Origin of the sequence: Alicyclobacillus macrosporangiidus CPP55 (genome assembly GCF_000702485.1) — a bacterium.
GTDB lineage: Bacteria > Bacillota > Bacilli > Alicyclobacillales > Alicyclobacillaceae > Alicyclobacillus_H > Alicyclobacillus_H macrosporangiidus_B.
Genome location: NZ_JNIL01000001.1, coordinates 1,479,380 through 1,502,758, shown reverse-complemented (window position 1 = coordinate 1,502,758; position 23,379 = coordinate 1,479,380). Strand labels below are relative to the sequence as shown.

Sequence of the window (23,379 nt, the reverse complement as noted above, 5' to 3'; positions counted from 1 at the left end):
GGGTTGTGCCCGACCGCCATTTCGAATTTTGGCCGAAGGATGTTCCGAAATCCCTGACGGTCCCGCGGACCACCCTGTTCGACAACCTGGAGGTCTCGGCCCGTCGCTACCCGGACAAGGTGGCCATCCACTACTATGGCCACGCCATCCGCTACAGTGAACTGTACCGGGACGTCAACCACTTGGCCGGGTTTCTGCAGCACGATCTCGGTGTCGCCAAGGGCGACCGCGTCCTCCTGTACATGCAGAACTCCCCTTCCTTTGTCGTCGCCTATTACGCCATCTTGCGCGCGGATGCCGTGGTGGTCCCAGTCAATCCGATGAACGTCACGGAGGAGCTGGTATTTTACATCGAAGACGCGGAACCGAAGGTGGCCATCGTGGGGCAGGAGCTGTTTCCGCGCATCCAGCCGTTGGTCGGGCAAGGGACGCTGCAGCGGGTGGTGGTGGCCGCCTATTCCGACTACCTCGGGCCAGACGCGGATCCAGACACCCCCGAGTTCGTCGCGGCGCCCCGGATCCCTCTGCACGACGCGGCGGCCGTCGCCTGGCGGGACGCCCTGGCGCTGGAGCGTCGCCCAGCGCCGGCGCAGGCGGCCCCGGACGATCTCGCTGTGCTCCCGTACACCTCGGGGACGACGGGGCGTCCCAAAGGGTGCATGCACACCCACGCCACGGTGCAGGCCAACACCGTCGGCGGGGTGGTCTGGTCGGCGATGACCCAGGACGCCGTGGTGCTGGCGACCTTACCCCTGTTCCACGTCACGGGAATGGTGCACAGCATGCACGCGCCCATCTTCGCCGGCAGCACCATCGTCCTGATGACGCGCTGGAACCGGGATCTGGCCGGGCGACTCATCTCTCGCCACCAGTGCACCGGCTGGATCAACATCTCGACGATGGTGGTCGACTTCCTCGCCAACCCCAACCTGCCCCAGTACGACCTGTCGTCGCTCAAGCGCATCGGGGGCGGCGGCGCGCCTCTGCCACAGGCCGTCGGCGAGCGGCTGTACGAGCTGACGGGCCTGCGCTACGCGGAAGGGTACGGTCTGTCGGAGACCATCTCGCAGACCCACTCCAACCCACCCGACCGGCCGAAGCTGCAGTGTGCCGGCATACCTGTGTTCGATGTGGACGCGCGCGTGATCGATCTGGATACCCTGCGCGAGCTGGGCCCCGGCGAGCAGGGCGAGATCGTCGTCTCGGGGCCCCAGGTCTTCCTCGGCTACTGGCGGCGGCCGGAGGAAACCGAGCGAGCGTTCGTCCAGGTGGACGGCAAGCGCTTTTTCCGCACGGGGGACATCGGCTACGTCGACGAGGAAGGGTACTTTTTCATCGTCGACCGCCTGAAGCGGATGATCAACGCCAGCGGCTTCAAGGTCTGGCCGACGGAGGTGGAGTCCATCCTCTTCCGGCATCCGGCGGTGGAGCAGGCCTGCGTCGTCGGCGTGCCCGACCCGCGCCGGGGAGAGACGGTGAAGGCGTACATCGTCCTCAAGCCGTCCCACCGTGGCCAGGTGACGGAAGAGGAGATCATCGCCTGGTCGCGGGAGCACATGGCGGCGTACAAGTGCCCGCGGATGGTGGCATTCGTCGACGCCCTGCCGCTCTCCGGCACGGGCAAGGTGATGTGGCGGCTCTTGCAGGAGGAGGAGCGCAAGCGGTACCAAGAGGCGCAGGGATAGAGCAAGCGTAGAGAGGGAAAACAGCGGGGAAGCAGGGGGTCAAACACGGCCGTGCCGTAACTGCGGTCGGTCCGGCCGGAGGGGCGGCGCGGCGTCCGGAACCGAGATCACAAAGGGGGCGGCGGCATGGCGCGGATGGTGAACACGGTCACGGGACCGGTCCCGGTGGAGCAACTGGGCAAGACCCTGATGCACGAGCACTTTTTATTCGGATATCCGGGGTACCAGGGGGACGTCACGCTGGGGCCGTTGGATCGAGAGGAGGCGCTGCGCATCGGGATCGACGTGGCCAGGCGGTTGCAGGCGCACGGGGTGCAGACGGTGGTCGATCCGACGCCGAACGACTGCGGCCGGGATCCCGAGTTTTTGCGGGAGATCTCCGAGCGGACTGGGCTACAGATCATCTGTGCGACCGGCTACTACTACGAGGGGGAGGGGGCGCCCGCGTACTTCAAGGTGCGCCGCGCGTTCGGAGACGCAGAAGCGGAGATCTACGAGATGTTCATGACCGAGATCACCCAGGGCATCGGCAAGACGGGCATCAAGCCGGGCATCATCAAACTGGGCTCCAGCCGAGGGGGCATTACGGAGTATGAGCAGATGTTCTTCCGCCAGGCGGCGCGGGTCCAACGGGAGACGGGCGTCACCATCGTGACGCACACCCAGGAGGGGACGATGGGTCCGGAGCAGGCGGAGCTGTTGATCGCGGAGGGGGCGGATCCGAGCCGCATCGTGATCGGCCATATGGACGGCAACACGGATGTGGCGTACCACTGGAAGACGCTGGAGTACGGCGTCACCATTGCGTTTGACCGATTCGGGCTGCAAGGCATCGTGGGCTGCCCGATGGATCATCTGCGCGAGACGGTGCTGATTGGCCTCATCGGCATGGGTCATGCGAATCGCATCGTGCTGTCCCACGACACGGTCAATTGCTGGTGCGGTCGCCCGTTCAAGATGACGGAGCAGGTGCAGGCGCTGATGGCCTCCTGGCACCCGACACACCTGTTCGAAGACGTCGTCCCGGTCTTGCGGCAGGCAGGGGTGACGGACGCGCAGTTGCACACGATGTTTGTGGACAACCCGCGGCGGCTGTTCGGCGGGGAGTAGAGACAGAGGCATGGGGACGGGGCTTTTGGATAAACAAGGGAGAGGCGAGAACGGAGATGCGGTTGAAGGACAAGGTGGCGGTGGTGACCGGCGGGGGCAGCGGCATCGGCCGGGCCACCGCCCTTCGGTTTGCGGAAGAAGGGGCCGCCGTGGTGGTGGCGGATGTACGGCCGGAGTCCGGCGAGGATACGGTGGCGCGCATCGGCGCGGCGGGCGGCCGTGCGATCTTCGTGCGAGTTGACACGAGCGTGCGGGAACAGGTGTTTCGACTGGTGGACGAGGCGGTGCGGACGTTCGGGCGGATCGACGTCATGTTCAACAACGCGGGCATCGGGACGAGCCAGCCGTATTCTCTGCTCGATCTGCCGGAGGAGGAATATCTGCGCGTCATCGCCGTCAACCAACACGGCGTGTTCCACGGCATCCAGGCGGCCGCCCGAGCGATGCGGGAACAGGGCGGGGTCATCATCAACACCGCCTCCGTGTACGGGTTTCTGGCGGATCGGCGGCAGTTCGCATACCACGCCAGCAAGGCGGCGGTGGCGATGATGACGAAGGCCGCGGCGCTTGAGTTGGCCAAATACAACATCCGCGTGGTGGCCATCGCGCCGGGGTTGATCGACACCGGGATCGTGTCGGGATGGAAGGCGGATGCCCGCGTCTGGGCTGCGGTGGAGCAGGCGCAGATGCGGCGCCGGGCGGGAACGCCGGAAGAGGTGGCGAACGTGGTGGCGTTTCTCGCGAGCGACGAGGCGTCGTTCGTCAACGGCAGCGTCGTGTTCGTGGACGACGGTGCGGCGTCGTTCAAGCGATAGGCGTTCGTCAGCGGTGTCCGTGGCGGATCTGACTGTGCCATTCGGAGGGGGTTCACAGGATTGCAGGGGACTGTATCATCGCCCCGGCGGGCGGAATCCTGCCGGGGCGATGTGCTGTGGAGGGAGAGGCGGGGGCGGAAGCTGAGGCAGGGGTTGGGGCTGGGCCGAGGGAGTCCGGGGCGCGGGAGGCCAGGGCGCGGGAGCCGGGGCGCGGGCAGTCGTTTGTGAGAAGTGGTAAAAACCGAATGCACGTTATCTGCACGTGGGGAAGACGCGATAGACGCCGTTTTGGTGTTATGTGGACGTAGGAGCGGATAGATAAAGTGGGAATGTTATGTTATCGATGCCAGCGAGGCCTCCGGTTGGCCTGGTTAAATGCAAAACGGTTGCTATGGACACATAGGGCCGTTCGAATAGAGGCAAATCGGTTTTTATGGACCAGACGTTCCGGATGTATAAGGACACTTCAGTTGTTACCACTCGACGACGACAGTCGTGGGCCCCCCATTCACAACCCATTGACAACCCATTTCCCCCATTCGCTCCCCACTGAACCCCCATGCGCAATGTACAACGGTGCGAATACGGCGATCCGCCGCGCTTCTTCACCCGGATCGCTGGGCGAATGTGTGAAGGCCGGGGGCCCTGCCGGGCAGCGGGGCCGGCAGCCCCCCTGCCCAGTTTCGGCCCGCCCGGCCGGACCTGGGTCCGCTCCAGTTCACTCCTGGAAGGGCCACGCCGGCAGCATTTTGCGCAACGGTTTGTCCACCCGGTAGCCCAGGGCGTACTCCGCCTGCATCAGGGTGTGGATCTCGCGGGTGCCCTCGTAGATGACCGGCGCCTTGGCGTTGCGCAGGTACCGCTCCACCGGGTACTCGTTCGAGTAGCCATAGGCGCCGTGGATCTCCACGGCGTCGCTCGCGGCCTCCCACGCCGCGTCGCAGGCGATCCACTTGGCCAGCGACGTCTCGCGGGTGTTGCGCACGCCCTGGTTCTTGAGCCAGCCGGCCTTCCACACCAACAGGCGCGAGATCTCGAGGTTGGCGGACATCTTCGCGATCATCTGCTGCACCAACTGGTGCTGTCCGATGGGCTTGCCGAACGTCTGCCGCTCGTGGCAGTACTTCAGGGACGCCTCCAGGCAGGCGGCGATGGTCCCGCAGGCCCCTGCCGCCACGGTGAAGCGGCCGTTGTCGAGTGCCGACATGGCGATCTTGAAGCCTTCGCCCTCCTCGCCGAGGCGGTTCTCCACCGGAACGCGGACGTTGTCGAAGATGAGCTCGCCCGTGTTGCCGGCGCGGATGCCGAGCTTGCCCCGGATGGGCCGGCTGCTGAAGCCCGGGAAACTGCGTTCCACGATGAACGCGGAGATGCCGTGGTGGCGCTTGCTCTTGTCGGTGTAGGCGAAGACGATGAAGTGGTCGGCGATGTCGGCCAAGGAGATCCAGATCTTCGATCCGTTCAAAATGTACACGTCCCCGTCCCGCACGGCGGTGGACTGCATGGCGGCCACGTCCGATCCCGCGCCCGGCTCCGTCAGCCCGAAGGCGCCGATCTTCTCCCCGCGGGCTTGCGGCACCAAGTACTTCTGCTTCTGCGCCTCGGTGCCCCACTGCAGAATGGTCATGGAGTTGAGCGCTGTGTGCACCGAGACGGCGGTCCGGAATGCCGTGTCCCCGCGCTCCAGCTCCTCGCAGACGATCGCCAACGTGTTGTAGTCCATCCCCGCCCCGCCGTACTTCTCTGGGATGCATACGCCCATCAGGCCGAGTTCGGCCAGGCGCTTGAACACCCCCATCTCCACGTGATGCTGCTCGTCCCACTCGCGGATGTGCGGCAGGATCTCCTCGTCGACGAACTTGCGCACCATGTTCTTCACGGCCAACTGTTCTTCCGTCAGGCTGAAATCGAGCACAATCTCGCTCCTCTCTGTCATACAAGTGCGGGCCGCTCTCCACGAAAACCGGAGTCAAAGCCCGGTGCGGTATCCACCGAGACGGGCCTTACCGTACGCACCCGGCCTCCCGCAGCCGCCGGATCTCCTCTTCCCCGTACCCCAGTTCCCTCAGCACCTCGTCCGTGTGCTCACCGAGCCGGGGCGGGTGGCGGTAGGTGTCGACCGGCGTCGCCGACAGGTGCAGGGGGCTGCCGACCAACCGCGTCTCCTCCCCGCCCGGCCGCGCCACCGTCCGCAGCATGCCGCGGGAGAGGACGTGCGGATCGCGAAACACCTCATCCACCGTCTGGATGGGCCCGCACGGGATCTCCGCCTCCGTGAGCACGTCCATCCAATGCTTGCGATCCCGCTGCCGAAACGCCTCCTCCAACAAAGGAATCAGGGCATCCCGGTGGGCGACGCGATCGGGATTGGTGCGAAACCGCGGGTCCTCCGCCCACTCCGGGTGGCCGAGTGCGGCGCACAGGCGGCGGAACTGCCCGTCGTTGCCGACCGCCACCGCGAACTCCCCGTCCGCCGCCGGGAAGGTCTGGTAGGGCACGATGCTCGGGTGGGCGTTGCCGAGCCGCCCCGGCACCACGCCCGCCAGTGCGTTGCTGGCGATGTTGACGAGGGCCGCGATCTGAGCGTCCATCAGCGCCAGATCGATGTGCTGGCCCTCCCCGGTTCGATCCCGGTGGCGGAGCGCTGCCAGGATGGCGACGGCGGCGAACAGGCCGGTGAACACGTCGCCGACGGCGACGCCGACCTTGGTGGGCGGCCCGTCCGGGAACCCGGTGATGCTCATCAGCCCGGACATGGCCTGGATGACAAAGTCATAGCCGGGCAGGTCCCGGTACGGGCCGGTCTGGCCGAACCCGGAGATGGAGCAGTACACGAGTCCCGGGTTTTGTTCGGCCAACTCGGCGTACCCGAGCCCCAATTCCGCTGCCTTGCCGGGGCGGAAGTTCTCAATCACCACGTCGCTCGTCCGCGCCAGGCGCCGGACCACCTCGAGGCCTTCCGGGGATTTCAGGTCGACGGCGATGGAGCGCTTGTTGCGGTTGGCGGACAGGAAGTAGGCGCTGTGCTCGCCCACGAACGGCGGCCCCCAGGCGCGGGTGTCGTCCCCCTGCAGGGATTCCACTTTGATGACGTCGGCTCCCAGGTCGCCCAGGGTCATGGTGCAGAAGGGCCCGGCTAACACGCGCGACAGATCGCACACGCGCACGCCGGCCAAGGCACCGGGCATGGCGACGACCTCCTTTCAGCGTTTGCGCTGGTTGACCGAGAGGATGGCGGGATCGGTCATCACCTCGACCACCGCCGGCCGCCCGGCTGCCGCTGCCTCCTCCAGGGCGGGCAACACGTCCTGATTTCTCGTCACCCGCACGCCGAAGGCTCCGAACGTCTTCGCGAGCTCCGCGTAGTTCGGATTGCCGAGCTCGGTGCCCACCACGCGCCCGGGGAACTGGCGCTCCTGGTGGGCGCGGATGGTGCCGTACAAATGGTTGTTGACGACCACCGCGACCACCGGCACCTGGTGCCGCACCGCCGTCTCCAGCTCCTGAACGGTCATGAGGAAGCCGCCGTCGCCGGAGAAGGAGACGACCAGCCGGTCAGGATGCGCCAGTTTGGCGCCGATGGCGGCGGGCAGGCCGTAGCCCATCGCGCCGGAGGTGGGGCCGACGTAGGTACCCGGGTGATCGAACCGCCGGTACCGCACCAGCCAGCCGAAGAAGTTTCCGGCGTCGCTGGTGAGGATGGCGTCCTCTGGCAGGAAGCGGTTGAGGTCGTGCATGAAGCCGTCGAGATCGACCATGTCCTCACGGGAATCGGCGGGCGGCGTCGAATGCGCCAGGTAGCGCTGGTGGAGATCCGCCACCCAGGCGGCGCGTGCGGCCGCGGACTCCGGCTGGCCGGAGGGCACCAGGCGGAGCAGGGCGTCGAGGAAGCGGGCGGCGTCGGAGACCACCGGGATCGAGGGCGGATAGACGCGGCCGAGCACCTCCGGCGCGATGTCCACGTGGATGAGCCGGGACTGCGGCGAGAGGAGCCGGTAGTCCTGCGTGGTCACCTGGGAGAAGCGGGTGCCGATGGCGAGCACCAGGTCGGCCGACCGAATGGCCTCGAGCACGTGCGGTGCCGGGCCGAAACCGAGCCAACCGATGTAACACGGGTGCGTGTTGGGAAACGCGTCGAAGCGGCGGAACGCCGTCACGACCGGGATCTGCAGGCGCTCCGCCAACGCCACCAGCTGCGGCGTCGCACCGGCGCGCAGGACGCCGCCGCCAGCCAGAATGACGGGCCGATCCGCTCGCCGCACCGCCTCCCAAACCTCCGCGACGGCCTCGGCGGGCGCGGCGGGGGCGGGGATGCGGTACGGTTGCAGGGCCGGCGCGTCGCACGAGTCCTCCAGCATGTCGTGGGGCAGGGCCACCACCACCGGGCCGGGCCGGCCCGATCGGGCGACGGCGAAGGCGCGGTGCAGCAGCTCGGGGATGCGGGCTGCGTCGTCAATCTGCACGGCCCATTTGCAGATGTGGCTGAACCAGGCGGCGAGATCGACCTCCTGGAAGGCCTCCCGGTATTTGAACGGGCGCTCGATCTGTCCGAGCAGCGCGACGACGGGCGTGGAGTCCTGCATCGCGGTGTGCAGGCCGATGGCCAGGTTGGCGGACCCGACACCGCGCGTCGCCGCGCATACGCCCACTTCGCCGCTGGCCTTCGCATACGCTTCGGCCATGAAGGACGCGCCGCCCTCGTGGCGGTTCACGATCAGTCGAATGGAAGGGTGCTGGTACAGGCCGTCGAGGACGCCGAGGTAGCTCTCGCCGGGGACCGAGAAGACGTGCCGCACCCCTTCCCGGGCGAGGACCTCGACGACGGCGTGGCCGCCGGATCGCGTCGTCATTGGGCATGCTCCTTTCAAACTTGTGTGACAAGGTCTACATTTCTACACCCGATTCGTTTTTCCTACGCGTCTCGAAACAGCGGCGCCGGATTCGGTGATAAGATCGGAGCCAGTGAGGGGACGAACCTGGAGGTGCGCGGCATGAAGCGGTTGGTGTTGGTGACGGCGGACGAGTACGCGCGCGAATCGCTCTCGGCGGAGCTGCGCCAGGTGCTCGAGGACGTGCGCGACCTGGTACGGCTGGAGGCGCGCAGCCTCGAAGCGCTGGGCCCGCGTCCGGAAGCGGATCTGTGCCTGGTGTCGACGCCGGCCATCCTGGACGAGCTCCGGCGCCGATGGGGCGATCTCGCGTGCCCGGTGATGGTCTGCCGCCGCTCCTTCGATCCGCGCCGCATCAAGCCCCTCTTGGACCTGCCGAGGGGCACGCCGGTGCTCTTGGTGATCCTGTTTGAACAGGACGCCATCGCCCTGCGCGAGCTGCTGCAGGAGGCGGGCCTGGGCCACCTGGTCTACATCCCGTGGTCGCCGGGATCGCCGGTGCCGGAGCACGTGACGGTGGCGGTCACGCCGGGGAAGCGCCATCTGGTGCCGGGGACGGTGAAAAGCGTGATCGACATCGGGACCCGGACGATTGACGTGACGACGGTGGTGGAGATCCTGTACCGGTTGCAGTTGGATCGCCAGGCGGAGCGGCTGTCGGTGAAGTGGACGAAGGAGATGGTGGCGCTCTACCGGGAGCTGCTGGCGGGCGGAAGTGTGAAGCCGGGCGGGAGCCTGGGGCATGTGGCACGCTACACGATGGACGACATCCTGGGGGAGAGCCCGCGCATCCTGGAGGCCAAGGCGCTGGCGCAAAAGATGGCCCGCACGGACGGGACGGTGCTGCTGCTCGGGGAGAGCGGTGTCGGGAAGGAGATGTTCGCGCAAGCGATCCACAATGCCAGCCGGCGCGCGGGCCGTCCGTTCGTGGCGGTGAACTTCAGCGCTCTGCCGGAGACGTTGATGGAGAGCGAGCTGTTCGGATACGAGGAGGGCGCATTCACGGGGGCGCGCAAAGGCGGCAAGGCGGGGCTCCTGGAGCTCGCCGACGGGGGAACGGTGTTTTTGGACGAGATCGGCGACGCCAGCCCGGCGGTGCAGGTCCGCCTCCTGCGGGTGCTGCAAGAGAAGCAGATCTTGCGCGTGGGCGGCACGCGCGTGCGATCGCTGGACATCCGCGTCATTGCGGCGACGCACCGCGATCTGGCGGAAATGGTGGAGTCGGGCCAATTCCGGCGGGACCTGTACTACCGCCTGGCGGTGTTTCCATTGGAGATCCCGCCCCTGCGCGAGCGCCTGGAGGACGTGTTTCGCCTGTTCCTGCACTTTCTCGGCGACGCCGACCGCTTTCGCTTCGATCCGCGCCTGCGCCAGTGGCTCACGGCGTATTCGTGGCCGGGCAATGTGCGCGAGTTGCAGAACTGCGCCCTGTACGTGCAGGGCGTCGCGGAAGGCAAGGTGGGTTTCGCGGAACTGCCGCCGACGCTGCGCCGTGCGCTGGCGGGGGCGTCAGGGGCGGGGGTGTCGGGGCTTCGGGTGCCGGTGTGTCGCCGGAGGGTGTGTCAGGGTCATCGCCGGCGGCGAAGGGAGCCACGGATGCTGGGACGGCTGGGACGGCTGGGACGGCTGGGACGGCTGGGACGGCTGGGGCCGCGAGGCCCGGGGACGCTGGTGGGAGGAAGGGTGCGGCGGGGGCCGCGCGATCGCAAAACGCGACAGGAAAGGATGCCAAGGGGGAGGCGGGCGACGCTGGCGTCGGACGGGATCTCGGTTGGCTGGACGGACAGCCGGTGCTCCTCGAGATCCTCGCGTTGCTCGCGGAGGCGGGGCCAACCCGCGGGGGGCTCGGCCGGCGGGCGTTGGCGGAACGAGTGACCTCCGAGCGGTTGACGGCGGAACAGGTGCGGTCCCGGTTGAAGGTGCTGCAGGATCTGGGGCTGGTGGCGCCGGCGCGTGGGCGCCAGGGGACGATGATCACGCCGCTCGGGCTGGCGTATCTGCAGCGACGCCGCGGTGCCGGGGAGTAAGGGGTGGGAGCGGCTGGGGGTTCTTGAAGCGGCCGCGGTTCGTCCGAAAAGGACGGTAATCGGGTCAGCTGGCCCGGGCGGATTTGTGGGATTATCCGATTTTGCCGCCTATCGGAAGGGATGTGTTGTGGCGGGTGTCCGTGATCGGGCGGATAGGTCGGGTTTTCGGACAAAGTGGCCTGTCGGCGAGATCGAAACAGGCGGATAAGCCGGGTTTTCTTACCATGGCTTCGGCGCCACGGATCATACGGCCCTCACTGTGCCTGGGGGATATCCCTCCGCCACGCGTGATCACTTCCGGTGCTGAAGTGGTAAAAAACCGTTTGGATGTTATTCTGCGCGGTAGGTGGAACGATAGACAACGTTTTGATGTTACGGCGGGTCCCGGGCGATGGCATAAGGTGAAGAACTTGATTTATCGAACCGGACCACGCTGCCGGCGGGCCTGGATACGTACAAAACTGTCGCTATCGGTGTCTTCATGGATGTGCGTAAATACAGAGTTGTTGTTCTTCGAGCGTGCGCCTGATGGGTTAAGCACAATTCGTACACAATGCCTCTATGGGGGCGCCCGTTGACAACCCATTCCCCCCATTAACCCCCCATTTACAACCCATTTATCCCCCATTCACACCCCATTTCCGCCCGTAGGCAGTATTCGGCATGGATCTGGCCGGACGATCCCACACCTTCGGCAACAAACGGGTTCAATCCGCCGCGTCTCACGCGGCGCACCACACATCCCTAACGGATCAGGCGGGCCCAGAAACAGTTGGCACGCAATTTGCTGTCGGAATTTTGACGAAATCATGTCCTCTTCGATCGCGCCGGCTCCGGCGGGCCTGGCGCCATCCGGTCCCCGGGTGTCACCCGGGCAGGCGCCGCGCCCCCGTGCACCATCCGGCCTGGCGCCACCCGGCGCCCCGCACGCGACCCGGGCCTGGCGCCACTCGGCCCTCGCGGGCCACCCGGCCTGGCCCCCGCCCCCTGTTTCCCGGTGCCGGCGCGGACGCAGCGCGGAATCGCATCGAGGCAAAGGAGTGGAGAACTTGCTTCCATTGGAAGGCATCCGGGTGTTGGACTTGTCGCAGATCATGGCAGGGCCGTTCTGTGCAATGGTGCTCGCCGATTTGGGCGCCGACGTCATCAAGATCGAAAAGCCGAACGGCGGAGATGATTCCCGGCAGATGGGTCCGTTCGTCAACGGGGAGTCGGTCTGCTATTTCCAGATCAACCGCAACAAACGGGGCGTGTGCTTGGACCTGAAGTCGGCAGAGGGATTGGAGCTGTTCTACGAGTTGGTGAAGACGGCGGACATCCTGATCGAAAACTTCCGGCCCGGGGTGACCAAGTCGCTGAAGATCGACTACGAGACGCTCCACGAGATCAACCCGGGGCTGGTGTATGGGTCCATCTCGGGCTACGGGCAGACGGGGCCGTACGCCCACAAGGGCGGGTTCGATCTCATCGCCCAGGGCATGACCGGCCTGATGGCGATGACGGGCTATCCGGATAAGCCGCCGGCGAAAGCGGGCGTGGCGGTGTACGACATCGGGGCGGGGCTCACCGCGGCCTACGGGATCCTGGCGGCGTACATCCAGAAGCAGCGCACCGGGATCGGACAGCACGTGGACGTCTCGTTGGCCGAGGCGGGATTGCCTTGGTACGCGTGGGAAGCGGCTGCGTACTTCGGGGCGGGGGAGTTACCGAAGCGGACCGGATCGCGCCACCGCGTATCTGCGCCCTACCAGGCTTACCGGACGCGGGACGGATACGTGGTGCTCGGCTGCGCCAACCAGCGCAACTGGGAGAAGTTCTGCCGGCAGGTGGTGGACAAACCGGAGTGGCTGGACGATCCGCGCTTCAAGACGAACTCCGACCGGGCGCGCCACGCCGACGATCTCGAAGTGCTGATAGAGGAGGTGTTCGGCACTCAGGATTCGGCCTATTGGCTGGAGCGGTGCGAGGCAGCGGGCGTACCGGCGGGCCCCATCTACACCCTCGACGACGTCGTGCGCGATCCGCACTATCTGGCGCGGGACATGGTGGTGGAGGTGGAGCACCCGGTCATTGGCCGGATGAAGATGTTCGGCATCCCCACGAAGTATTCGGAGGAACAGCCCACCGTCCGCCGCGCGGCGCCGTTACTCGGACAGCACACCGACGAGGTGTTGTCGGAGCTGGGCGTCGGGGCGGACCGGCTGCAGGCGCTGCGGGATCGGGGCGTCATCCGCTGAGGGCAGTGAGGGAGCGGTGCCGCTCCACTGAGCGCTGCCTCGCATCGTTCCGCGGTGCCGCCCCCTCACCGCGGGATGGAAGGAGGCGCAGGGCCCCAAGCAGACATCACAGACCAGGGAGGGACCCGGATGGCAGGCGTGGAGGATTGGCTGTATCTGGTGAAAGAAGGCGAGATCGCGACGGTGGTGTTCAACCGGCCGGAAAAGCGCAACGCGCTCAATCACGCCATGTGGGTGCGCATGTCCGAGCTGATGCGGGAATGCGAGGCCGACCGGGCCATCAAGGTGGTCATCTTCCGCGGCGTCGACGCGACGGCGTTCGCTGCGGGGGCGGACATCAGCGAGTTCCTGACGCTGCGGGCGACGAAGGAGGGCGCGATGCAGTACAACCGGGCGACGGTGGCGGCGGAGCACGCCATTCACCACCTGTCCAAGCCGACCATCGCCATGGTGCAGGGGTACTGCGTCGGGGGCGGCTGCGAGATCGCCGTCGCGTGCGACTTCCGGTTCGCCGATCCGACGGCGAAGTTCGGCATCACCCCGGCGAAGCTGGGGCACGTGTACAACCTGCCAGCCACCAAGACGTTGGTCGATCTCGTCGGTCCCGCAAAAGCCAAGGACATCCTGTTCACCGGCCGGTTGTTGGACGCGGAGGAGGCGCTGCGGATCGGCCTCGTCGACCGCATTGTGCCCGCGGAGGACCTGGAGCGGGAGACGTGGGCGTACGCGCGGATGATCGCGCGCAACGCGCAGTTCTCGGTGCGCGGATCGAAGTACGTGATCGGCCGCATCCTCGACGGGGTGACGGAGGAGACGGAGGACATCCGCCAGCTGGTGCTGGACTCGTACGAGACGGAGGACTACCAGGAAGGCGTGCGCGCGTTCCTGGAGAAACGGCGTCCGAATTTCACCTGGTCGTGAGGGGGCCGAGGAGACGGGAGGGGTGCATGGATGCTGCCGCTCGATGGCGTCAAGATCCTGGACATGACGCAGTTTCTGGCAGGGCCCTACTGCACGATGGTGCTCGCCGATATGGGGGCGGAGGTGACGAAAATCGAGCGCTTCCCCAGCGGGGACGACTCGCGCCGATTGGCGCCCTTCGTCAACGGCGAGAGCTACTGCGCCGCCATGCCGAACCGCAACAAGAAGAGCCTGGCGCTGGACCTCAAGCACCCGCGCGGAAAGGAGGTGTTCTTCCGGCTGGCAGAAAAGGCCGACGTGATCGTCGAGAACTTTCGCCCGGGCACCACGCAGAAGCTGGGGGTGGATTACGACGCAGTCAAGACGGTCAACCCGGACATCATCTACTGTTCCATCTCCGGGTTCGGCCAGACCGGGCCGTTGGCCCACCAGGGCGGGTTCGACATCATCGCCCAGGGGTTCACCGGCCTGATGCGGATGACGGGCGAACCGGGCGGCCGGCCGGCGAAGGTCGGCATCGCCATCGCGGACCTGGCGGCGGGCAACGCGGCCGCCCAGGGGATCCTCGCGGCATACGTGCACCGGCTGCGAACCGGGGAAGGGCAATACCTGGAGACGTCGCTCGTCGACGCGGTCCTCGCCTGGACGGTGTGGGAATCGGGGGCGTATTTCGGCGGCGGCGAGCTGCCGGAGGCGACCGGGACGCGCCATCGCCGATCGACCCCTTACCAAGCCTACCGGACCCAGGACGGGTACGTGACGGTCGGCGCTGGGAACCAGCGCCTGTGGGAGCGGTTCTGCAGGCAGGTCATTGAGCGGCCCGAGTGGATCGAGGACCCGAGGTTCCTGGACCTCGGCCTGCGCATGAAACACATCGATGAGCTGGAGCGCGAGATCGAGGCCATCACGGTGCAGCGGCCGACCGCCTACTGGGTCGCCAAGCTGGACGAGGCGGGCGTGCCCGGCGGGCCGGTGTACCGGTACGACGAGGTGCTGGCCCATCCGCAGGTGCTGGCCCGGGAGATGGTGGTGGAGCTGGATCACCCCATCATGGGGCGGATGCGGTCCCTGGGGCTCCCCGTCAAGTTTCAGGGGACGCCGTTGGCGATCCGGACGCCCGGCCCGTGGCTCGGCCAGCACACCACCGAAACGTTGCGGGAGGCCGGTTACTCGCTGGAGGAGATTCAGGCCTTGTACGACCAAGGCGTGGTGTACGACAAGTACCCGGACCGGCACGCGGACGCGTGACGTCGCCGCGGTGGCCGGAAGCCGGAGATAGAGGGGGAGAGGCTGTTGTTCTCGGAGAAGATGGACCTGCGCCTGCCTGGCCCCGTCCAGGTGCCGCGCGAGATCCAGCGGACCATCCTGCGCTCGTTCGATCACCCGATGATGGACTACCGCACGGGCGCCTTCCAGGAGGTGCTGCTGGCGGCCGAGCGAGCGGTCAAGCCCGTTTTCCAGACGCAATCGGACGTGTACATCCTGTGCGGGAGCGGCGCGTCGGCTCTCGAGACCGCGATGGTCAACCTGGTGGGTCCCGGGGACACCATCGTCATCTGCAACATCGGTTACTTCGGCGACTATTTGGTGGACATCGCCGCGCACATCGGGGCCGAGGTGTTGCAGGTGAAGGCCGAGTGGGGCCAAGTGGTCGATCCCGACGCCCTTCGCGCCGTCCTGCGCCAGCATCCGGAGGTCAAGGCGGTGTTCGCCACGCACTGCGAGACGTCCACGGGTGCCATCAACCCGGTCCGGGAGCTGGCGGCCATCGTGCAGGAGACAGAGGCGGTGTTCGTCGTCGACGCGGTCAGCTCTCTGGCCGGGACGCCGTTGTACATGGACGAATGGGGCATTGACGTGGTCGCGACGGGAGGCCAGAAGGCGCTGATGCTGCCGCCCGGTATCTCCTTGGTGGCGGTGGGCGAGAAGGCGTGGCGGGTGATGGAGCGGCACAAGTGCCCGTCGTTTTATCTGGATCTCAAGAAGTACCGGGCACTGCTGCCGCAGGGGCACACCCCGTACACGCCGAACATCGCGCTGGTGAACGGCCTCCTGGAGTCTTGCCGGATGATGGAGGCTGCGGGCGGCATGGAGGCGTCCTACCGGCGGCATGCAGCGCTGCGCGACATGACTCGCGCGGGCGTTCGGGCGCTCGGGTTGCCGCTGCTCGTGGAGGATGCCCACGCCAGCCCGACCCTGACGTCGGTGGTGTGGGACGATGCGGGGATGGATGCGGACGCGTTCCGCAAGGTGCTGCGCGAGACGTTCCACGTGGCCGTCGGCGGCGGCCTTGGAAAATTGAAGGGCAAGCTGCTCCGCCTCGGTCACATGGGCTACACGGACGCGGGAGACGTGCTGAAGATGCTCGGCGTCCTGGAGTTAGCGCTGCGGTACATCGGACGCCAGGTAGAGCTCGGCGCGGGCGTGCGCGCGGCCGAGGCGGCGTGGCTGGAGCGGCCCGAGTGCTGAAGCACCGGGCCGTGGACCCGGCCGTCGACCGGACCGTCTGCCGGACCGTCAGATGAAACGGGACAGTCTCGATGGAAGCGTTCACAGGACGGGGGAGGTGTGCGGATGAACTGGATGGGGATCCGGGCGCCGCCGAGGGCGGTGGATGGGATGGGGACCAGCCGGGTGGCCGCTGGCAAATAAAATACGGAAGATTGGAAACTGACGGTGTTCGGTGGAAAGATCAGTACACGGCATTTCAGATAGGGGAGGCCGATGCGTGATGTCTGTACAGCAGGTAGCGCGGAGAACGCGCTTCCGATGGGTGATCCTCGGTGTCATTTGTCTGATGTACCTCGTCACCTACTTGGACAGAACCAACATTTCCGTCGCGGCCCCCTCCATCAGCAAGGAAATCGGTTTTAGCAAGGTGCAGATGGGGGTCATCTTCAGCGCGTTCGTGTGGGCGTACGCGATCGGACAGGTGCCCGGCGGATGGTTGGGCGACAGGTTCGGGCCGCGGCGTGTTCTGACGTCCATCGTGACCTGGTGGTCGATTTTCACCATCGCCACGGCGCAGGCGGCCACATATGCCGCATTCATCGTGATCCGATTCCTCTTCGGTTTGGGGGAGGCGGGCGCATTCCCCACCGCCACGCGCGCGATGCAGCTTTGGTTCCGCAAGCAGGAACGCGGGTTTGTCCAGGGCTTCACGCACAGTTGCAGCCGGTTTGGCGCCGCCATCGTACCGCCCATCGCGGCTCCCATCATCCTGCATTACGGGTGGCGAGCCGTGTTTTACTCGTTCGGCGTGTTGGGGATTCTGTGGGCGGTCCTGTTCTTCTGCGTGTACCGCAATATCCCGGAGGAGCACCGGTGGGTGAACCAGGCGGAGTTGGCGTACATCCGCGGCGTGGATGAGCAAGGGAACATCATTCCGCCGGTGGACACCAAGAAGAAACCGCAGGTGCCCTGGCGAAAACTGCTGTCGTCCGGGAACATGTGGTTCGTCATGATGGCGTACTTCTGCTACAACTACGCGTTCTACTTCTACGCGACCTGGTTGCCCACCTACTTGCAGGAGTACCGCCACTTCACGCTGTTGAAAGTGGGCTTATTCGCTTCCATTCCCTTGCTGGCCGGCGTCATTGGGGACACCTTGGGCGGGGTGATCACCGACCGCCTCTACCGGCGCACCCGCAACGCGCGCTTCGCGCGCAAGGTGGTCGCGGTGCCCGCGCTGGCCGTGTCGGCCGTCGCCTTGATCCCGGCTGCGGTGACGGCCAATCCGTACGTGGCGGTCGCCTGCTTGGCGGTGTCCCTGTTCTTCCTCGAAGGCATGATCGGTCCGCAGTGGTGCGTTCCGATGGACGTGGGCGGCGAGTACTCGGGCACCGTCTCCGGGATGATGAACATGGGCGGCAACTTGGCCGGTGTGGTGTCTCCGATTATCTTCGGCGCCCTGGTCCAAGGGGGTTCATGGACAGCGCCCTTCTACGTGGAGGCTGTGGTCCTCATCATTGGCGCGTGCATTTGGCTGTTCTTGCTCGATCCGGAGCGGTCCGTCATCGGCTCCCGTCCCCCGGCTTCCGACGCGGCGACCGCGGCCGGAACCGTATGATTGATCGTTGCACCAAAGTTGGAAGATTGGGTATTCTAGTAGAAACCTGGGATGGCTGGGTGGCCGTGCCCCTTGCGGGCTCTACCCAGCCTTCCTGCTGCATCACCAGTGCGGCGGATGGGGGGCTCATCCCAGTCATCATGAAGGAGGCGACGGACATGCGGTACCGGTTGGAGAATACGGAGCCGAGGATAGACGAGACGGCGTACATCGCACCCGGCGTGCACATCAGCGGGGACGTGCAGATTGGACGGGAGTCGAGTGTGTGGTTCAACACGGTCATCCGCGGGGACAACGCGCCCATCGTCATCGGCGAGCAGACAAACATTCAGGACGGATGCGTGCTGCACGTCGACGCGGACGCGCCGATGCGGATCGGGAACCGCGTGACGGTCGGGCACAACGTCATCCTGCACGGTTGCACCATCGGCGACGGCGCGCTGATCGGGATGGGCGCCATCGTCCTCAACCACGCGGAGATCGGGGAGGAGGCGCTGATTGGGGCGGGGGCGCTCATCCCCGAGGGGAAAAAGATCCCGCCGCGGGTGCTGGTGTTGGGCAGCCCCGGGCGGGTGGTGCGCGCACTCACCGAGGAGGACCTCGTGCGCGTGCGGGCCGGGGCGGAGCACTACGCGAAACAGAGCCGGCGCTACATGCGCCACGGGATCAACGGTCTGGCACCGGGATTGCAGGCATGAGGAGAGCGGGACCACGTGGGCCCTGGGCGAGCAATCCAGTGTGGTTCGCGGTAAGATAGACGGTGTCACCGAGGAGGAGGTGAGCCGCATGCAGACCACCTTACTGTACGGGCGGGGTGGCTTGACCATCGAGGTGCCGGACGACGCTCTGGTGGTGGAGCCCAAGCACCTGCCTGCGCTGCCGGATGACAAGGCGGCGGTGATGGCGGCGCTGCGCCAGCCTATCGGCAGCGCCCCGCTGCGGGAGCGGGTCAAACCGACCGACCGCGTGGCCATCGTCATCTCCGACATCACCCGGCCGACGCCGAACCACAAGCTGGTGCCGTGGCTGTTGGAGGAGCTGTCCCACGTGCCCTTGGAGAACATCGTGATCATCAACGGAACGGGGACGCACCGCGACCAGACGCGGGAGGAGTTCATCCAGATGCTCGGCGAGTGGGTGGTCGATCACGTCGAAGTCATCAACCACCACTGTCACAACCGGGACGAGCTGGTGAAGGTGGGGCACAGCCGGTTCGGCTGCGACGTGTACCTCAACCGGGCGTACGTCGAGGCGGATTTCCGCATTGTCACCGGATTCATCGAGCCGCACTTCTTCGCCGGCTTCTCCGGCGGCCCGAAGGGTATCATGCCGGGGATCGCGGGGATCGAGACGATTCTCACCTTTCACAATGCCCGCATGATCGGCCATCCCCTGGCCACCTGGGGGCAGATGGAGGGCAACCCGTTGCAGGAGATGGCGCGCGAGGTCAACGCCCTGTGCCCGCCCGATTTCATCCTGAATGTCACGCTCAACCGGGACAAGGAGATCACAGCGGTGTTCGCGGGCGATCTCGCGGCCGCCCACGAGGCGGGCTGCCGGTTCGCCAAGGAGCACGCGATGATCCGCTGTCCGCACCGGTTCGACGTGGTGATCACGTCCAACTCCGGCTATCCCCTGGACCAGAATCTGTACCAGGCGGTCAAGGGCATGAGCGCGGCGCACAAGATCGTCAAGCGGGGCGGAACCATCATCTGCGCCAGCGAGTGCTCGGACGGGCTGCCCGACCACGGCAACTACGCGAAGATCTTGCGAATGCGGCGGACGCCGCAGGAACTTTTGGAGATGATCGAAGACCCGTCGTTCCAGATGTTCGACCAGTGGCAGGTGCAGAAGCAGGCCGTCATCCAGACATGGGCGGACGTGTACGTATACTCGTCCCTGCCGGATGAGGACGTGCGGGCGGCGATGCTCAAACCGACGCACGACATCGAGGCCACCCTCGCCGAATTGCGGGGGAAATACGGCCCGGACATGACGGTTGCCGTGTTGCCGCTGGGACCTTTGACCATCCCCTATGTGGAGGAGTGATAGATTCATGGAGATCCGACACCTCGGCCGCACCGGCCTGCGCGTACCCAGCCTGTGCCTGGGGACGATGACCTTCGGCAACCAGGCGGACGAGAAAACGTCTCACGCCATTCTCGACAAGGCTTTCGACGCCGGCGTGTACTTCATCGACACCGCCGACATGTATCCGCTCGGCGGCACCTACGAGCAGCTCGGGAGGACAGAGGAGATCATCGGGCGGTGGCTCAAGGGCAAGCGGGATAAGGTCGTGCTCGCCTCGAAGTGCCACGGGGCGATGGGACCAGGCCCGAACGACAGAGGGCTTTCCCGCAAGCACATCCTGGACGCCATCGACGCCAGCCTGCGCCGGCTCGGCACGGATTACCTGGACCTCTATCAGGCCCACCAATTCGATCCGACGGTCCCCATGGAAGAGACCCTGCAGGCGTTCGATGACCTGGTGCGCGCGGGTAAGGTGCGCTACATCGGTGTGTCCAACTGGCGCGCTTGGCAGGTGGCCAAGGCCATGGGTCTGGCGGCGCGGTTTCACTGGAATCCCATTGCCAGCGTCCAGCCTCGTTACAATCTTTTGTTCCGCATGATTGAGGAGGAACTGGTGCCGCTGTGCCAGAGCGAGGGGATCGGACTCATCACCTACAACCCGCTGGCCGGCGGGATGTTGACGGGGCGCTACCGGCCGGGACAGGACGTGGAGCCGGGGACCCGGTTCGCCCTCGGCGGGGTGACCAACGCGGGCCAAATGTACCAGACCCGCTATTGGAATGACGCGGTGTTCGCCGCAGTGGAGCGGTACCGGGCGTGGTGCCGGGAGCGGGATCGGGACATGGCGACGACGGCGGTGCAGTGGGTCATCCAGCAGCCGGGGATCACGTCGGCCATCATCGGCGCGAGCAAGCCGGAGCAGCTGGATGCCTCTCTGCGCGCGGCAGAGGTAGCCCAGACGCAGCCGTTGACGGAGGAGGAGTTGGCCTGGCTCGACCAACTGTGGTTCTCGCTGCCGCGCCGGCGCGAGGCGCGCTGAGTGCGCAATCCCTGGCATGGAACGGGCGCCCTGAAGGGGCGCCCGTTTGGTTCTGTGGGTACGCCCGGCACGGGCGGGGGCCTCGGCTGACCGCGCCGTCCTGCGCAGGTCGGTGCGTAGGGCGCGTTGGGTCTTCGAGGTCTTCGAATTGGACGTGGTGGTCACGTGCACGCCGGACTCTTGCTTTCCTTGCTGCAACCACAGCGTGAACGTCGTCTGCGCCTGCGTGGCCGACAGGTTGCGCCGCCCGACGTGCAGGTAGTCGACGATGACGCCGCCCGCCCCAGCGGGGGAACGAGGGACTCGCTCGGGGGTTTGCAACCGAATTCGACTTATCGGTGCAACCCCGCGGGATCTTAAATGCAAGAACGTGGTTATCCGCCGCCCCGTATGGGATGTAAGGAATGAAAATGTGTTTAACAGGTGCGGCCGGAGCAACCGGGACGGCAGATAAGCACGAAACCGACGGTATTTCTGGCAGCCGCGGCCTCGGTAAATAGAGAACCGTTGCTATCGATCCGGCCGCCCTCTACCATAACCACAAATCTGATGTTACGCGCCATGCCGCCAGCAACGCCCACCGGCGTCCGCCGACACAACCCACCCACCGGCCCCCGACATCTTCTTCTCGCACCACAAGGATCCCTTCCGGGGTTGTCGCTTCCAGCGTGATCGCTTCCGGGCGCCACGACTGCGCAGGTGGATATGAATGTGATATCATATTGGTATCAACCGTGAACGGAGGATGAAGGATGAGCGAGCGTCGCACATGGTTGCTCAACGGTTACTTCGGCGTGTTGCTGATTGTCTTGTTGCTTTTCGGGGGCGTCTTGCAATTTTCGAGGGGAAATCCCATCCCAGCCATCGTCTTCTGGTTCCTGGCCGTGGTGTTGGTCTCCGGCGTGTTTGTCGTGCAGCCCAACCAGGCCGTGGCGGTGGTGCTGTTCGGCACCTATCTCGGCAGCGTGAGAGAGAGCGGACTGTGGATCACGGTGCCGTTCACCCGGCGGCGCAAGGTGTCGCTTCGGGTGCGCAATTTCAACAGCGCCAAGCTGAAGGTCAACGATGTGCGGGGGAATCCGGTCGAGATTGCGGCGGTGGTGGTGTTCCGCGTGATCGACTCGGCCAAGGCGCTGTTTGATGTGGAAAACTACGAGCAGTTCGTCGAAATCCAGAGCGAGACGGCGCTTCGGCACGTCGCAAGCCGGTACCCTTACGACACCTACAAATCCGAAGAGTTGTCTCTGCGCGCCAACCCCGAGGAGGTGGCCGGCGAGCTGGTCCGCGAACTCGAAGAGCGGTTGAAGGTCGCAGGCGTGGAGGTGCTGGAGGCGCGATTGACGCATCTCGCGTACGCGCCTGAGATTGCCAGTGCCATGCTGCAGCGCCAACAGGCTGAAGCGATTGTGGCGGCCCGGGAGCGCATCGTGGAGGGAGCGGTGACGATGGTGCAGGCGGCCATTCGCCAGCTTGAGAAGGAACGGTTCGTCGAGTTGGACGAGGAGCGCAAGGCAAATATGGTGAACAATTTGTTGGTGGCCATCACGTCGGACCGGGCGGCGTCGCCGGTCATCAACACGGGATCTCTGTACTGAGGCCCGCGTCATGGCGAAGAAGCAGTATCCACTGCGGTTGGACCCGGAGTTGTACGCCATCCTCGAGCGGTGGGCTGCGGACGAATTGCGCAGCGTGAACGCGCACATCGAATACCTGCTCCGCGACGCGGCACGCCGGGCGGGGCGCCTGGGCAAAGCGGCGAATCTGGAGCCGCCCCGGGAAGTGCGGGAGGAACCACCGCGAAACGGGCGCACGGAACCACCGCCGTCGCCGCGCGACTCGTGATACGCCGCAGGACTTGTGAAGAACGACGTGACGTGAAGGAGAGGAGTCCATGTCTCATCACACGGAAGCCCTGGTCGCCGTGGCGGCCCTCATCGTGTGGAGCGTGTACCGCCGCGTGCGGCGCACCTTGCGCTGGCAACCCCTGGTCAAACGGCGGTTGGCGGTGCGGGGGAGCCTGTTCGTCGTGATCGGCGTGCTGTTGTTGGTGAGCACGCTGTATCATCCTGCCATCGCCTGGTGGGACGCGGCCGGTGTGGCCGCCGGTGCGGCCTTGGCCTGGGTGGCGCTGCGCAACACCCGGTACGAACGACGGGAAGACGGCTGGTACTACCGACCGCACGGGGCCATCGGCGCCCTGGTGATCCTGCTGTTTCTCGCGCGCCTCGCGTATCGCTTGGCCGCCGCGAAGGCCCTGTGGAACGGGCTGGGCACGGCGGCGGGAGGGCCAGTGCCGGCGGGCGGAGCGCATTCGTCCGCTGCGGCGGCGTACACCGCCGACCCGTGGACGGCCGGTGCCATGTTCGTTCTGGTGGCCTATTACGCCCTGTACTTTCTCGTGATGGCCAAGCGCGGGCCCCGGCCGGACGAGGACACTGAAACCGGCTGATCCGCGTGTACGGCTCGCCGGCATCCGAACGGGCAGCTGGCCGGCACCCGCACGGGCGACCATCCGGGTGCCGTGCGGCCCCTGGGGGTTGCGTGCAGAAGTCCCCA

The 23,379-nt window shown here is 66.1% G+C and carries 19 protein-coding genes and 1 pseudogene; 16 read left to right on the top strand and 4 right to left on the bottom strand.

What is annotated here, in order from left to right:
- The first annotated feature begins 5 nt into the window (after positions 1-5).
- From N687_RS0107675 to N687_RS0107665, 3 genes are all read left to right on the top strand, one after another.
- On the top strand, positions 6-1,685 hold the full coding sequence (locus tag N687_RS0107675; protein ID WP_029421301.1) for a long-chain fatty acid--CoA ligase: 1,680 nt from the start codon (positions 6-8) through the stop codon (positions 1,683-1,685).
- Between the two features lie 126 nt (positions 1,686-1,811).
- Entirely contained in the window at positions 1,812-2,795 is a 984-nt protein-coding gene (locus N687_RS0107670; RefSeq protein ID WP_029421300.1) for a phosphotriesterase family protein, read from the top strand.
- 56 nt (positions 2,796-2,851) lie between these two features.
- A complete protein-coding gene (locus tag N687_RS0107665) occupies positions 2,852-3,610 on the top strand; it encodes an SDR family NAD(P)-dependent oxidoreductase (RefSeq protein WP_029421299.1) in 759 nt (252 codons plus the stop codon).
- A gap of 718 nt (positions 3,611-4,328) precedes the next feature.
- Here the strand turns inward: N687_RS0107665 and N687_RS0107660 are convergent.
- The 3 genes from N687_RS0107660 to N687_RS0107650 form a co-directional block, all read right to left on the bottom strand.
- Entirely contained in the window at positions 4,329-5,546 is a 1,218-nt protein-coding gene (locus tag N687_RS0107660; protein ID WP_029421298.1) for an acyl-CoA dehydrogenase family protein, read from the bottom strand.
- A 67-nt stretch (positions 5,547-5,613) separates the two neighbouring features.
- A complete protein-coding gene (locus N687_RS0107655) occupies positions 5,614-6,798 on the bottom strand; it encodes a CaiB/BaiF CoA transferase family protein (RefSeq protein WP_029421297.1) in 1,185 nt (394 codons plus the stop codon).
- A 15-nt stretch (positions 6,799-6,813) separates the two neighbouring features.
- Positions 6,814-8,460 carry a thiamine pyrophosphate-dependent enzyme gene (locus N687_RS0107650; RefSeq protein WP_029421296.1) on the bottom strand — a complete coding sequence of 549 codons (1,647 nt, stop codon included), beginning with the start codon at positions 8,458-8,460 and terminating at the stop codon, positions 6,814-6,816.
- Positions 8,461-8,601: 141 nt separating this feature from the next.
- Between N687_RS0107650 and N687_RS22050 the strand changes: the two genes are divergently transcribed.
- The 10 genes from N687_RS22050 to N687_RS0107595 all read left to right on the top strand — a co-directional run bounded on the left by N687_RS22050 (position 8,602) and on the right by N687_RS0107595 (position 20,823).
- Positions 8,602-10,374, top strand: coding sequence for a sigma-54 interaction domain-containing protein (locus N687_RS22050; RefSeq protein ID WP_051663040.1), 1,773 nt, complete (start codon positions 8,602-8,604; stop codon positions 10,372-10,374).
- Positions 10,359-10,526 carry a hypothetical protein gene (locus N687_RS23805; RefSeq protein ID WP_197029234.1) on the top strand — a complete coding sequence of 56 codons (168 nt, stop codon included), beginning with the start codon at positions 10,359-10,361 and terminating at the stop codon, positions 10,524-10,526. Before N687_RS22050 ends, N687_RS23805 begins: the two co-directional genes overlap by 16 nt.
- Positions 10,527-11,566: 1,040 nt before the next feature.
- Positions 11,567-12,763, top strand: coding sequence for a CaiB/BaiF CoA transferase family protein (locus N687_RS0107635; RefSeq protein WP_419670124.1), 1,197 nt, complete (start codon positions 11,567-11,569; stop codon positions 12,761-12,763).
- A gap of 129 nt (positions 12,764-12,892) precedes the next feature.
- Positions 12,893-13,684 (top strand): enoyl-CoA hydratase/isomerase family protein, encoded by a 792-nt coding sequence (locus N687_RS0107630; protein WP_029421293.1) that lies wholly within the window; start codon positions 12,893-12,895, stop codon positions 13,682-13,684.
- A gap of 30 nt (positions 13,685-13,714) precedes the next feature.
- Positions 13,715-14,932, top strand: a complete 1,218-nt coding sequence (locus N687_RS0107625) for a CaiB/BaiF CoA transferase family protein (RefSeq protein WP_029421292.1) — start codon at positions 13,715-13,717, stop codon at positions 14,930-14,932.
- 45 nt (positions 14,933-14,977) lie between these two features.
- A complete protein-coding gene (locus N687_RS0107620; RefSeq protein ID WP_029421291.1) occupies positions 14,978-16,153 on the top strand; it encodes a pyridoxal-phosphate-dependent aminotransferase family protein in 1,176 nt (391 codons plus the stop codon).
- 262 nt (positions 16,154-16,415) lie between these two features.
- A complete protein-coding gene (locus N687_RS0107610) occupies positions 16,416-17,753 on the top strand; it encodes an MFS transporter (protein ID WP_231493589.1) in 1,338 nt (445 codons plus the stop codon).
- Positions 17,754-17,911: 158 nt separating this feature from the next.
- Positions 17,912-18,451 carry a gamma carbonic anhydrase family protein gene (locus N687_RS0107605; protein ID WP_029421288.1) on the top strand — a complete coding sequence of 180 codons (540 nt, stop codon included), beginning with the start codon at positions 17,912-17,914 and terminating at the stop codon, positions 18,449-18,451.
- Between the two features lie 88 nt (positions 18,452-18,539).
- A complete protein-coding gene (larA, locus tag N687_RS0107600; RefSeq protein WP_029421287.1) occupies positions 18,540-19,802 on the top strand; it encodes a nickel-dependent lactate racemase in 1,263 nt (420 codons plus the stop codon).
- Positions 19,803-19,809: 7 nt separating this feature from the next.
- On the top strand, positions 19,810-20,823 hold the full coding sequence (locus tag N687_RS0107595; RefSeq protein WP_029421286.1) for an aldo/keto reductase: 1,014 nt from the start codon (positions 19,810-19,812) through the stop codon (positions 20,821-20,823).
- 144 nt (positions 20,824-20,967) lie between these two features.
- On the opposite strand, the pseudogene N687_RS25425 reads toward N687_RS0107595, so the two are convergent.
- Positions 20,968-21,144, bottom strand: a pseudogene (locus tag N687_RS25425) (DUF3889 domain-containing protein); the annotation flags it as partial.
- Between the two features lie 431 nt (positions 21,145-21,575).
- On the opposite strand from N687_RS25425, the gene N687_RS0107590 reads away from it, so the two are divergent.
- The 3 genes from N687_RS0107590 to N687_RS22045 are packed head-to-tail and all read left to right on the top strand — an operon-like array spanning position 21,576 to position 23,272.
- Positions 21,576-22,418, top strand: a complete 843-nt coding sequence (locus tag N687_RS0107590) for an SPFH domain-containing protein (RefSeq protein ID WP_029421285.1) — start codon at positions 21,576-21,578, stop codon at positions 22,416-22,418.
- Between the two features lie 10 nt (positions 22,419-22,428).
- Positions 22,429-22,665, top strand: coding sequence for a hypothetical protein (locus N687_RS0107585; RefSeq protein ID WP_029421284.1), 237 nt, complete (start codon positions 22,429-22,431; stop codon positions 22,663-22,665).
- Positions 22,666-22,714: 49 nt separating this feature from the next.
- A complete protein-coding gene (locus N687_RS22045) occupies positions 22,715-23,272 on the top strand; it encodes a CcdC protein domain-containing protein (protein ID WP_029421283.1) in 558 nt (185 codons plus the stop codon).
- Positions 23,273-23,379: the final 107 nt, after the last annotated feature.